This is a genomic window from Georgenia subflava, assembly GCF_009193155.1.
GTDB lineage: Bacteria > Actinomycetota > Actinomycetes > Actinomycetales > Actinomycetaceae > Georgenia > Georgenia subflava.
The window spans coordinates 437,067-449,673 of the sequence record NZ_VUKD01000001.1; the positions used below are offsets into that span (position 1 = coordinate 437,067).

Annotated in this window: 8 protein-coding genes; 6 read left to right on the plus strand and 2 right to left on the minus strand. The window is 74.5% G+C overall.

The genetic code is table 11. The features are described from left to right. Positions 1-36: 36 nt before the first annotated feature. Positions 37-1,257 carry an ROK family protein gene (locus tag GD748_RS01965; protein WP_152193522.1) on the plus strand — a complete coding sequence of 407 codons (1,221 nt, stop codon included), beginning with the start codon at positions 37-39 and terminating at the stop codon, positions 1,255-1,257. Between the two features lie 12 nt (positions 1,258-1,269). Here GD748_RS01965 and GD748_RS01970 read toward each other — a convergent pair whose 3' ends face one another. Continuing rightward, positions 1,270-4,092, minus strand: coding sequence for a LuxR C-terminal-related transcriptional regulator (locus GD748_RS01970; protein WP_193312777.1), 2,823 nt, complete (start codon positions 4,090-4,092; stop codon positions 1,270-1,272). A gap of 166 nt (positions 4,093-4,258) precedes the next feature. Here GD748_RS01970 and GD748_RS01975 point away from each other — a divergent pair, with 166 nt between their 5' ends. The 4 genes from GD748_RS01975 to GD748_RS01990 are packed head-to-tail and all read left to right on the plus strand — an operon-like array spanning position 4,259 to position 9,528. After that, positions 4,259-5,623, plus strand: a complete 1,365-nt coding sequence (locus tag GD748_RS01975) for a M20/M25/M40 family metallo-hydrolase (RefSeq protein WP_152193524.1) — start codon at positions 4,259-4,261, stop codon at positions 5,621-5,623. Next, positions 5,620-7,173: a YfcC family protein gene (locus GD748_RS01980; protein ID WP_152193525.1), complete on the plus strand. Its 1,554-nt coding sequence runs from the start codon at positions 5,620-5,622 to the stop codon at positions 7,171-7,173. Before GD748_RS01975 ends, GD748_RS01980 begins: the two co-directional genes overlap by 4 nt. 57 nt (positions 7,174-7,230) lie before the next feature. Beyond that, a complete protein-coding gene (locus GD748_RS01985; protein ID WP_152193526.1) occupies positions 7,231-7,716 on the plus strand; it encodes a DUF1269 domain-containing protein in 486 nt (161 codons plus the stop codon). A 12-nt stretch (positions 7,717-7,728) separates the two neighbouring features. After that, a complete protein-coding gene (locus tag GD748_RS01990) occupies positions 7,729-9,528 on the plus strand; it encodes an SLC13 family permease (protein WP_152193527.1) in 1,800 nt (599 codons plus the stop codon). A 121-nt stretch (positions 9,529-9,649) separates the two neighbouring features. Here GD748_RS01990 and GD748_RS01995 read toward each other — a convergent pair whose 3' ends face one another. Then, positions 9,650-10,420 (minus strand): type 1 glutamine amidotransferase, encoded by a 771-nt coding sequence (locus GD748_RS01995; RefSeq protein ID WP_152193528.1) that lies wholly within the window; start codon positions 10,418-10,420, stop codon positions 9,650-9,652. Between the two features lie 141 nt (positions 10,421-10,561). On the opposite strand from GD748_RS01995, the gene GD748_RS02000 reads away from it, so the two are divergent. Continuing rightward, on the plus strand, positions 10,562-12,589 hold the full coding sequence (locus tag GD748_RS02000) for a TPM domain-containing protein (RefSeq protein WP_193312778.1): 2,028 nt from the start codon (positions 10,562-10,564) through the stop codon (positions 12,587-12,589). The last annotated feature ends 18 nt before the right edge of the window (positions 12,590-12,607 follow it).

Here is a 12,607-nt window from a genome sequence, read left to right on the forward strand (position 1 = left end):
GAGACAAACCGAAGACCCCGTGGTTCAATTCGCAGCATGGCCATCTCGCACGCTGCGGCCGCTCGGCCCCGCCCCGGGACGCCACAGGCGCTCCCCAGCAGCGCCGGCAGCCTCTTCCAGCTCCTCCGCGACGGCGCGCCGCGCACTCGGGCCGATCTCGCGGCAGTCACGGGTCTTGCCCGCTCGACCATCTCCGCGCGTGTCGAGGACCTGCTCGGCTCCACCCTCGTCGCGCCGACCGGCGAGGCGGCCTCGACGGGCGGGCGGCCACCGGCGACGTTCGCCTTCAACCCCGGCGCCCGCTTCGTCCTCGCCGTGGATCTCGGCGTCAGCCACGCCCGCGTGGCCCTGACGGACCTCGCCAACCGCGTCCTCGTCGAGCAGATGCTCGACCAGGACATCGCCGCCGGACCGGCCGCCGTGCTCGGCGCCGTCACCGACGTGGCGCTCCGACTGATCGGCGAGGTCGGCCGGCCGCTCGCCGACCTGGCCGGCGTCGGCATCGGGCTGCCCGGGCCGGTCGAGCACGACTCCGGCCGTCCGACGAGCCCGCCGGTCATGCCCGGGTGGGACCGCTTCGACGTCCCTGGGCACCTGCGGGAGACGTTCCCGGTCCCGATCCTCGTCGACAACGACGTCAACATCATGGCCCTGGGCGAGCACGAGACCGTCTACCCCGACGTCGAGGACATGGTCCTCGTCAAGATCGCCTCCGGCATCGGCGCCGGGATCATCAGCGACGGCCGGCTCCAGCGCGGCGCCCAGGGTGCGGCCGGCGACCTCGGCCACATCGCGGTGCCCGACGGCAACGACACGCTCTGCACGTGCGGGAACGTCGGCTGCCTCGAGGCGGTCGCATCCGGCGCCGCGGTGGCCGCGAAGCTGCGCGAGCAGGGCTACGAGATCTCGACCAACGCCGACCTCGTCGAGCTGGTCCGCTCCGGGGACCGGGTCGCCGTCCAGTCCGTGCGCCAGGCGGGCCGGGAGATCGGTGCCGTGCTCGCCGGGCTGGTGAACCTGCTCAACCCGTCGGTCATCGTCATCGGCGGGGTCGTGGCCGCAGTCGGTGAGCACCTGCTCGCCGGTATCCGGGAGTCGGTCTACAGCCGGTCGCTGCCGCTGGCCACCCAGCACCTGCGGATCGTCGGCTCGCGGACCGAGGGTCGGGCCGGCGTGCTCGGCGCGTCGGCGCTGGTCACCCAGCACGTGCTCTCCCCCGAGGGCATCAACGCCATCGCCGGCCCCGACGCGGGCTGAGGACCGACGCCGCTACACCAGGTGCGCCCGTGCCGGCAGCAGGTCGAGCCGACGCACGGCACGGACGGCGTCCCGGCGGTTCTCGACGCCGAGCTTGCGGTAGATCGACTTCAGGTGGTGCTTGACGGTGTTGACGGTGATGCTCAGCTCCGCGGCGATCTCGTCGTTGGTGGCCATCGCCGACAGGCCCGCCAGGACGCTGAGCTCGCGCGGGGTCAGCGGGACGTCCGGCCGCTTCCCGGGCAAGGACGCTCGCCCACGCCGGGCCAGGACCGACTCGACGAGAGCCCGGTGCGTCCCGACCACCTGCGCGTGCCGGTGCAGGAGGTGATCGAGGCGTGGCTCCTGGTGCAGGAAGGGAGCGAGCACGTCGTCGCGGGCCGCGAGGTCCAGGGCGCGGGCCACCGCATCGGCGGCCTCCCCGTCGCGGCGCCGCCGGTCGGCGTCCACCGCCAGGACCAGGCACGCCTCCACACCAGCCACGCCCGGAGCCCGCGCGAGCCGACCGAGCAGCTCGCGCGCCCGGGACTCCTCCCCGGTCGAGAGCATGGCCTCGGCCCGCAGGACCGCCAGCTCACGGCTGAGCGCACCGTCCACGCCGCCCAGGCCGTCCACGCCGCCCTCGCCGTCCCCGCCGTCTACGCCGCCCGCACCGTCTACGCCGCCCGCACCGCCCGCACCGTCTACGCCGCCCGCGCCGTCCGCGCCGTCCCCGCCGGCCGGACCGTCCGCGCCCGCCGCTCCCTCCACACCGTCCGCGCCGGCCGGACGGCCGACGAGCAGGATGTCCGCCGCCGGCACCGCCCGGCCCACCGACAGCTCTCCCGCGGCGGCGACGACGGAACGGAGACGGTGGACCAGCTCGGCGCCGCGCAGCTGCACCAGCTCCTCGTCCGCCTCCGCCACCAGCCCTCGCGCCCGCCCCTGGTCGCCGGCGACCACCGCCCGGCCCGCCGCGACCAGCGTCAGGCACACCCGGACGAATGGGTCGACGGCGGTGGCGAGGCTGCGCTCACCGCCGGCAAGAGCACGGGCCGTCCCGTCGAGGTCGCCACGGGCGAGCTCCACGACTGCGAGGGCGAGCCACGCGACGGCGGCGTCCGGGGCCGCGGCCGACCCCTCCGCCTCGGCGGTTCGCAGCACCCCGGTGGCGATCCGGCGCGCCTGGACGATCTGGCCGCGGGCGGCCGTGGCGAGGGCCAGGTACCCGCCGAGATGGGCCCGGCCGAACACGGAGAGCTGCTCGAGCCCCGCCTCGGGCCGCGCCTGCGCGAGATGGGACGCGGCACGCTCCGGGTGCCCGAGCCACATCTCCCCGGTCGCCCAGAGCACCAGCGGCAGCTTGCGGTACCGGGACCAGCCCGGGGCGGCATCTGCCGGCAGCTCCGCTACGAGCGCCGCGGCCTCGGCCCCGTGCTCGCCGAGCGCCGCCGCGTCCCCCTCGTCCCGGGCGGTGAACGCCGCCAGGACGCTGGTGGTCAGCAGCAGGAGCCTGCGTCGGGGCTCGGGCAGCGCCGGCGCACCGGCGCGTGCTCGGTCGAGGTGGTAGTGGACCGCCTCCGGCTCGTCCCGGCAGTAGGCGCCGACGGCTCGCGCGGCCTCCAGCTCGGGCCGGCCGACGGCGACGGCGTCGGGGATCCGGTCCACGAGCGCGGCGAGCGGTCCCCGGTCGGCGGAGAACATGGCGACGACGGCCGAGCGCATCATCACCACGCCTGCCAGCGACCAGTCCGCGGCCGCCACGGCGTGCTCGAGGGCAGCCAGCGGCTCCGCGGCTCCCTCGAACCAGGCGCTCGCCCGCCGGTGCTGCTCCGCGGCGCGCTCAGGCCCGGCGATGTCCAGGCGGGCGCGGAGCATCTGCCGCAGCATCGGGTGGTAGCGGAACCATCCGCCGTCGACACGCTCGACGAGTGCGTTGGCGGCCGCGAGGGACTCCAGGAGCGCTCCGGCATCCGACCGGCCGGTCAGCGCGCGGGCCAGCGGGCCGCACAGCTGCGTCACGACGCACGTCCCCAGCAGGAGCTCGACGCACGCGGGCGCCGCCCGGGCCAGGACCTCGTCCAGCAGGTACCCGGTCACGACTGCGTGGCTCCCGTCGAAGCGGCGGACCGCGTCCGCGGGGTCGGCCGCGTCGGCGAGGGTCATGGCGGCGATCCTGAGCCCGGCCGCCCAGCCTCGCGTCGTCTCGAGCAGCAAGGCCAGCTCACGTGGAGGCAGGCGAGCTCCGTGGGCGACCAGCAGCCGGCCCGCCTCGGTCTCGGTGAGCGCGAGCTCGGCGCCGCGGACCTCGGCCAGGCCGCCGTCCACGCGGAGCCGGGACAGCGACAGCGCCAGGACGTGGCGGGCGACCAGCACCACGTGGAGGCCCGGGACCCGCCGGTTCAGGAGGACGTCGAGGACGGCGAGCGCGCCCGGGTCGTCGATCTCGTGGACGTCGTCCAGCACCAGGACCAGCTCCTGGCCGGCGAGCGTGCTCGCGGACATGTCCGGGAGGGGGTGGTCGGCCACGTCGTCGAGGTCGGCGCCGGCACCGCCGTGCTCGACCGTCGGAACCCGTGCGGCCAGGGCCTCGTCGGCCGCCGCGCGGATCGTCGTCCGCAGCCGGGCCGGGTCGTTGTCGGCCCGGTCGAGGGTGGCCCAGGCGACGGGCTCACGGGCATGGCGGGCCCAGTCGGCGACGGCGCACGTCTTGCCGGTACCGGCGGCCCCCGTCACCACGGTGACCGGACCGGCGGCCGCGACGTCGAGCAGGCGGCGGAGCCGTTCGCGCACCACCGGCCGGGCGGGAGGCAGCGGCACGGCGAGCCGGCTGTCGAACGGTCGCGCACCCGTCATCGTCCCGCCCCCGTCGGTCGGTACCCGTGCCCATTGTGGACCCGAACTACCCGCAGCGGGTGATCCGTGGCGGGGCGGGGTCGCGCCACCGTTGGACCGTCCGACCCGGCCCGTCCCGATCCGGCCGGCACGACCCGTCCTGCTCCCGGCCCGGTGCGAGGCACACATGAACACCGCCAGCACGCTCCCGGCACGTGTCCGCGCGATGATGCCCGCCCTCGTCGCCGACCTCAAGGAGCTGACCGCGATCCCCTCGGTCTCGGGTCCCGGCGCGGCCGCCGAGCCGCTCTTCGCCGCTCACGACCTCGTCGCCGGCATGCTGCGTGACGTCGGGGCGGAGGTGAGCGACCTGCGCATCGAGGGCAAGACCGCCCCCGTCGTCGTCGCGCGGATCCCGGCACCCGAGGGCGCACCGACGGTGCTGCTCTACACCCACTACGACGTCGTGCCGGCCGGCGACGAGTCGCTGTGGGACAGCCCGCCCTTCGAGCCGGTCGAGCGGGACGGCGCCCTGTACGGGCGCGGCACCGCGGACTCGAAGGCGAACGTCGTCGGCATCGTCGGGGCGCTGCGGGCCTGGGACGGGCGCCCGCCGGTGGGTGTCGTGGTGGTCGTGGAGGGGCAGGAGGAGGTCGGCAGCCCGTTCGACACCTACCCGCCCGAGGCCCCGGACCTCTTCCGCGCGGACGCGATGGTCATCGCCGACGTCGGGAGCGTGCGTCCGGGCACCCCCACCCTGACCGTGGCGCTGCGCGGCTCGGCGCAGGTCGACGTCGAGATCCGCACCCTTGCCGGCGACAAGCACTCGGGCCAGTACGGCGGCGCCGCCCCGGACGCCCGGCTGGCGATGATCCACCTGCTCGCCTCGCTGCACGAGCCGTCCGGCGACGTCGCCGTGCCGGGCCTGCGCCGGGAGGAGTGGTCCGGCACCACCTACACCGACGCGGAGTTCCGCGAGCTCGCCGAGATCGCCGACGACGTCCCGCTCCTCGGCACCGGCGGGCTCGGGAGCCGCATCTGGTCCGGTCCGGCGATCACCGTCGTCGGGCTCGACGCGCCGCCGAGCGCCGCACCGATCAACGCCGTGGCGGCCCACGCGCGCGCCTCCCTCAACGTGCGGGTGCACCCTGCCCAGGCCGCGGCCGAGGCCCAGGCCGCCGTCGTGGCGCACCTGCAGGCCCAGCGGCCCTTCGGGATCGCGGCCACCGTGACTGCGGGCGAGGTCGGCAACGGCTTCGCCGCCGGGCGGGAGGGGCCGGCCTTCGACGCCGCGATGGCTGCCCTCGGCCGCGCGTGGGACGCGGAGCCTCAGCTGATGGCCGGCGGCGGGTCGATCCCGCTGGTGATGGCCCTGCACGAGGCGGTCCCGGAGGCCGAGAAGCTCCTGCTGGGCGCCACCGACTCCTACGCGAACATCCACGCCCCCAACGAGCGGGTCCTGCTCGACGAGCTCGAGCGCGCGGTGCTGACGAAGGCGCTGTTCTTCGACCTGTACGCCGCGAGCTGGCCCCGGAGAGGAGATCAGCGATGAGTGCCGTCGAGGCCGACGTGGACCGCGACGCCCCGGCCAAGAAGTCCTTCCAGTTCCCCGGCGCGGTGACGGTGCTGGCGGTCGTCATGGTGCTCGTGTGGGTGGCAGCCCTGCTGATCCCCGCCGGCACCTACCAGACGGACGCCGACGGCGCGCCGATCGCCGGGTCCTACGAGCGGGTCGATTCCCCCCTCACCTTCGGTGAACGCGTCCAGCAGCTGCTCCTCGCCCCGGTCAACGGCGTCTACGGCGTCCAGGACCTCGACACCGGGTTCATCGACACGGAGAACCTCGGTGCGCTCTTCGGCTCCATCGGCGTCGTCGTCTTCATCCTGGCCCTCGGGGCGTTCATCTCCGTCAGCTTCGCGACCCGCAGCCTCGAGGTCGCCGTCGGCCAGCTCGCCGCCCGGCTGGGCGACCGCGGATGGCTCCTCATCGTCGTCGTGATGGCGCTGTTCTCCCTGCTGGGCTCCACGATGGGGTTCTCGGTGGAGACGTTCGGGTTCTACGCGCTGCTCGTGCCGCTCATGCTCGCCCTCGGTTACGACAAGATGGTGGCCGCGGGCATGATCATCCTCGGCGCCCTGATCGGCGCCATGGCGTCCACCGTCAACCCGTTCTCCATCGGCGTGGCCTCCGACGAGGCCGGGATCTCCATCGGCGACGGGATCGTTCTCCGGGTCATCCTGTGGCTGCTGCTCACGACGCTGGCCATCCTGTACGTGCTGCGCTACGCCCGCCGGGTCAGGCGGGACCCCTCCCGCTCCCTCGTCGGCCTCGACCCCGCCGACGCCGCACCCCCGGCCGGACCGGTCATCACCGAGCGGCTCACCTCGGCTCAGAAGTGGGTGCTGGTCATCACCGGGGTGACCTTCGGTCTGCTGATCTTCTCCGTCATCCCGTGGTCGGCGATCCTCGGCGCGACGGCCGGCCCGGCGGAGTACGACCAGGTGCACGAGACCGCCGCCGAGCCGTACTGGTTCGAGCTCGGCTGGTGGTTCCCGCAGCTCGTGGTCCTCTTCCTCGTCGCCACGATCGCCGTCGGCCTCGTATCGAGGATGGGCGAGAAGCGTCTGGTCTCGCTCGTCACCCAGGGCATGGGCGACATGATGGGGCCCGCCATCGTCATCGTCCTGGCCCGCGGCGTCGCGGTCATCATGTCCAACACCCAGACGCTGGACACCGTCCTGAACGCGATGGAGCAGGCGGTCAGCGGCGCGTCCGCGGGCGTCTTCGCCGTTCTCGTCTCGGTCGTCAACGCCCCGCTCGCCTTCCTCATCCCTTCCTCCTCCGGCCACGCCACCCTCGCGATGCCGCTGCTCGCCCCGCTCAGCGACTTCGCCGGGGTCAGCCGGGCCCTGACGATCACCGCGTACCAGATGGGGCACGGATTCATGCTGCTCGTCTCCCCCACCAACGTCGTCGTCGTGGGCGGACTCGCCATCGCGGGCGTCGGCTACGACAAGTACCTGCGCTTCGTCGCCCCGTTCCTGGGCGTCGTCGCCGTCGCCGTCGCCGTCGTCCTCGTCCTGGCCGCGACCGTCGGCTGATCCAGACCCGGGCCGGGACCCCGGCACCGGACGACCTCACGGAACGGAGCACCACCCATGTCCGAGCTCATCGTCCTCGGCTACGACGACCACGCCACGGCCGAGAAGGCGTACCAGAAGGTCCTGGACCTGCAGCGCGACTACATCGTCACGCTCTCCGGTCTGGCCGTCGTGCGCGTCGACGACGACGGCAAGCAGCACGTGGACACCCCGGGGCGCATCGTCGGGGCCTCCGCCTCCTCGGGCGCCGTGTGGGGAATGATCATCGGCCTGCTCTTCCTCGCCCCCGGCATCGGCTTCCTCGTCGGCGGCGCGCTCGGCGCCCTGACCGGCAAGCTCAGCAAGTCGGGGATCAACCAGTCCTTCCGGGCGCGGGTGGGCGAGATGCTGGAGCCGGGGCGGGCCGCCGTCGTCGTGATGGCCACCAAGATCACCGAGGACAAGTTCGCCGCGGCCCTGGCCGAGTACGGCGGCACCGTCCTGCAGACCTCGCTCTCCGACGAGGACGAGAAGGAGCTCGCGGCCGAGCTCAGCGCGTCCTGACCCCGGGCAGCCATGACCCTCGACCCGGCGGTCACGAGCCTGCTCGTCCTGGCCGCCGCCGTCGCGGTCTTCGTCTGGAACCGCCTCCCGGTGGGGGTGGTGGCGGTCCTGACGGCGCTCGCCCTGTACGCCACGGGCCTCCTCGACGCCGGACAGGCTCTCGGCGGCTTCGGCGACCCGGTGGTGCTCTTCGTCGCCGGCCTCTTCGTGGTCTCGGAGGGGCTCGACGCCACGGGTGTCACCACCTGGGCGGGGCAGGCCATCACGGGGCGGGCGGGGACGGGACGGTCCGCGCTGCTCGTCGCCGTCATGGTCCTGGCCGCCGTGCTCACGGCCTTCATCAGCCCGAACGGGTCGGTGGCCGCCCTGCTGCCGATGGTCGTCGTCATGGCTGTGCGGAACGGGCACGCACCGGGCCACATGCTCCTGCCGCTGGCCTTCGCCGCGCATGCCGGCTCCCTGCTCGCGCTCTCCGGCAGCCCGGTCAACGTCATCGTCTCCGACGCCCTGGCCGACGCCGGTCGCGGCCGCTTCGGGTACTTCTCCTTCGCCGCGGTGGGCCTGCCCCTGCTGGTGGTCACGGTGATCCTGGCGGTCACCGTCGGCCCGCGACTGCTGCCCGTGCGCGCCGGTGCGGCACCGACGGACCTCAGCGGTCACGCGCGCACGCTGGCGGGCCACTACACCGCGGGCTCGGACGTCTTCCGGCTCCTGGTGGGCCTCGGTTCCTCCCTCACGGGCACCACGGTCCGCGACCTCTCCCTCGAAGGAGCGCGGCTGGTCGGGGTCCAGACCGCCGCGGGCGGGAGCGCCACCGAGGGGCACCGGCTCGCCGACGACGACGCGCTGGTCCTCGCCGGCCCCCGTGCTGCGGTGGAGGAGTTCGCCGCGGCGCACGACCTTGCCATGGGGCCGGGCCCCGTCCGTCCCGGCCCCGACGACCTGCTCAGGCGGGAGGCCGGCGTCGTGGAGGTCGTGGTCCCGCCCCGTTCGCCGCTCGTGGGTGAGACCGTGTTCCCCGGCATGGTCCGGCTCGGCGAGATCACCGTCCTGGCCGTGCAGCACCTCGGGCGGGACCGGGGCGCGCGCCCGACCCGGCTCACCGAGGGCGACGCCCTCCTCCTGCACGGGCGGTGGAGCGCCATCGACACCCTGGTCGACGACCGCGACATCCTGGTCGTGGATGCGCCGTCGGAGCTGCGGCGCCAGGCTGTGCCGCTGGGGCTGCGGGCGGCGGAGGCGGTGGCCGTGCTGGCGGTCATGGTGGTGCTGCTCGTCACCGAGGCGGTGCCGCCGGCCGTGGCCTCGCTGGGCGCGGCCGCCGCCATGGTGCTGCTGCGGGTCGTCAGCCCGCACCAGGCGTACCGGTCGGTGTCGTGGGAGACGGTCGTCCTGCTCGGCGGGCTCATACCGCTCTCGACGGCGATCCAGTCCACCGGTGCGGCCGACCTCATCGCCGGGCACCTCATCGGGGCGGTCGGCCAGGGCAGCCCGTACCTGCTGCTGACCGCTCTCTTCGTGCTCACCGCCGCGCTCGGTCAGGTCGTCTCGAACACCGCCACCGTTCTCATCGTCGTGCCCATCGCGGTGGTGGCAGCGCTCGAGTCCGGGACCGCCGTCGAGCCGGTGCTCATGACGGTCGCGGTCGCCGGCGCGTCGTCGTTCCTGACCCCGATCGCCACACCGGCGAACATGATGGTCATGGCGCCCGGCGGCTACCGGTTCGGCGACTACTGGCGGTTCGGTCTGCCGGTGCTGGTCGCCTGGCTGGGGGTCGCGCTCCTCGTCATACCGCTGGTGTGGCCGCTGTGACGATCGCCGGCCCTCGGGTCGGTCGGTACGGGCACGGGCGTCGCCTCACAGGTCCGCGGTGCACCGTCGTGCTGCCCAGACCCGAGCCGCCTCGCCGAGACTTCCCGGTGAGCGGCCCGGTTCAGGCGCGCCGGACGCCGCGGACCTGGGCGGCGAACGCCTGCGCGATGGCCCGGCCGACCGCCGAGACCTCGGCGTCGTGCTCACGGGCGGCCGCCACCAGGGCGTCGGTGTCGACATCGTCCTTGTCGGCGGACCAGCGCGCGAGCAGCTCGGGCGAGGCCTCAGGATGGAACTGCACGCCGAGCGCCGAGCCGAGCCGCATGGCCTGGAACGGATAGGCGTGCGAGTAGGCGAGCCAGACCGCGCCCGGGGGGAGCTCGACGACGGCGTCGGCGTGCATCGCCGGCTGGCGGGCCGTGCCGAAGCTGTCGGCCAGCCCGGACGCCCCGCGCCGGTCCCCGGCGGAGCCCGCGCGGACGGCGGCACCGAGCACCGGGTCGTCGGCGGCCTCCGCGCGCCAGGAGATCTCCACGATCCCGGCCTCGCGCCCAGGAGGTGCTGCCACGACGACCCGCCCGCCCGTGGCCTCGGCGAGCAGCTGGTGGCCGAGACAGATCCCGAGGGTGGGCACACCGCGCTCGACGGCGTCGACCAGCAGCTGCCGGACGGCGGGCAGCCAGGGGGCGACCTCGTCGTCCTGCGCGTTCATCTTGCCGCCGAGGACCAGCAGCCCCGAGCCGACCTGGTCGGCGCCGGGCACGTCCTCGCCGGCGAACGGGCGCACGATCCGCAGCTCGACGCCGTCGAGCCAGTCGGCGAAGCGGTCGAGGGGAACCTGCTCGTCGGGCTGCACGACGGTCAGCACCGCGGGAGTGGGGTTCGTACTCACCACAGAACGGTAACCCCGCACCGTGGCACGGGTCTCGCGGCAACCCCGCGCACGGGTCGCGCCGGGTTCCCCCTCTCCGCCGGGCGCGAACGTGGCCGCGGCAGCGTTGCGCCGATTCCGCCCGCCCGAGAGGATCACCGTGTGAGACTCGTCGCCGCCGCGCGGACCCTGGCCGTCGCCGCCCTGGTCACCGCCCCTGCCCTGGCCCTCGCGGGCCCTGCCGCGGCGGAGCCGCCGACCTTCCTCGACGAGCAGGTGACCGACACGGCCGGGGTGCTCGACGACCCCGGTGAGATCCAGGCCGCCTTCGACGAGGTGGAGGCCGAGACCGGGCAGATGGTCTTCGTCGCCTTCGTCGAGACCTTCGACGGGATGAGCGCCCCGCAGTGGGCTGTCGACACCGCCACCCAGTCCAACCTCGGACCGGACAACATCCTGCTCGCAGTGGCGGTGGAGGACCGCTCCTACGGGTTCGCGCGGCACAACAGCTCGCCGATCAGCGAGGACCAGGTCCGCGAGGTCATCCGTGAGGAGGTCCAGCCGGCGCTCGGCGACGACGACTGGGCCCAGGCGGCGATCGGCTTCGCCGAGGGCATCGGCGACGCTGCGGACGGCGGTCTCGGCGGCGCCACAGGGGGTGGCGGCGGGTTCGGCAGCCTGCTGACCATCGGTCTGCTCGGTCTCGTCGTCATCGGCGGCATCGGGCTGTTCTTCGTCTTCCGCAAGAAGAAGGACGACGATGGCGGGCAGCCCCGCGAGCGCCGTCGCCAGCTCCCGCCGGACCACCCGCTGAACCTGCCGACGGAGCAGCTGGCCAACCGGGCGGGCTCGGCCCTGCTGGGCGCCGACGACGCGATCCGCAGCTCCGAGGAGGAGCTCGGCTTCGCCAAGGCGCAGTTCGGTCTGCAGGCCACCGATGCCTTCACCGCGGCGCTCGAGGAGGCCAAGGGCAAGGCGCAGCGGGCGTTCACGATCCGCCAGCAGCTCGACGACGACGTCCCCGAGACCGAGCAGCAGCAGCGCGGGATGTACGCCGAGATCCTCCAGCTCACCGGCGAGATCGACTCGACCCTCTCGGCCCAGGCCGAGCAGTTCGTCAAGCTGCGCAACATGCAGGCGCGCACGCCGCAGATCCTGAGTGAGCTGGACCAGCGGGCCCGGGAGGTCGAGCGCCAGATCGAGGGCGCGCGCGCCCAGCTCGCCCGCCTGGCCAACCAGTACCCCGCCGGGGCGCTCGCCTCGGTGTCGAGGAACCCGGACCAGGCCAAGGCACTGCTCGTCGCTGCCCACGAGTCGGTGGCCACCGGCCGCGCCAGCGTCGACGCCGGGGACCGCGCAACTGCCGTCACCCACGCCCGGGTGGCCGAGGAGGCCATCGGGCAGGCGGACCGGCTGCTCAAGGCGGTCCACGGCGCGGGGGACGCGCTGGCCGAGGCCGGCTCGCGGCTCGACACCGCGCTCGCCTCGATCACCGCCGACGTCCAGGACGCGAACCGGCTCGCGCCGAACGACCCGACGGTCGTCGCGCGCCGCAAGGCCGCCGAGGCCGCCATCGCGCAGGGGCACGAGGCACGGACGGGCGGCGACCCGCTCGCCGCGCTGCAACGCCTCCATTCCGCGGAGACCGCCATCGACGCCGCCCTGGCGAGCGTGCGTCAGGCCGACGAGAACAACCGGCGTGCCGCCGCCCAGCTGCACGACCGGCTCGGACGGCTGAACTCGCAGATCCGCGCGGTCTCGGACTACATCGCCACCCGGCGCGGCTCGGTCGGCACCGAGGCCCGCACCCGGCTGTCGGAGGCCACGAGGCTGGCTACGGAGGCCAACCGGCTGTCCGGCTCGGACCCGGTCGCGGCGATGCAGAGGGTTGCGCAGGCCGAGCAGATGGCCGCCGCCGCCCAGCAGCTGGCCGAGCGTGACACCAGCCGCTACGACGACCCGTGGGGCGGCGGGTTCGGGGGTGGCTTCGGGGGCGGCCGACGTGGCGGTCTCGACGTGGGCTCCCTGGTCCTGGGTGGCATCCTCGGCGGCGTCCTCGGCGGCGGTGGTCACCACGGCGGGTGGGGCGGCGGCGGTGGCTTCGGTGGCGGCTTCGGCGGCGGCGGGTTCGGCGGCGGGGGCGGTGGCTTCGGTGGAGGCGGCTTCGGCGGCGGCGGAGGGCGCTTCTGACTGACGACGACGGCGCGC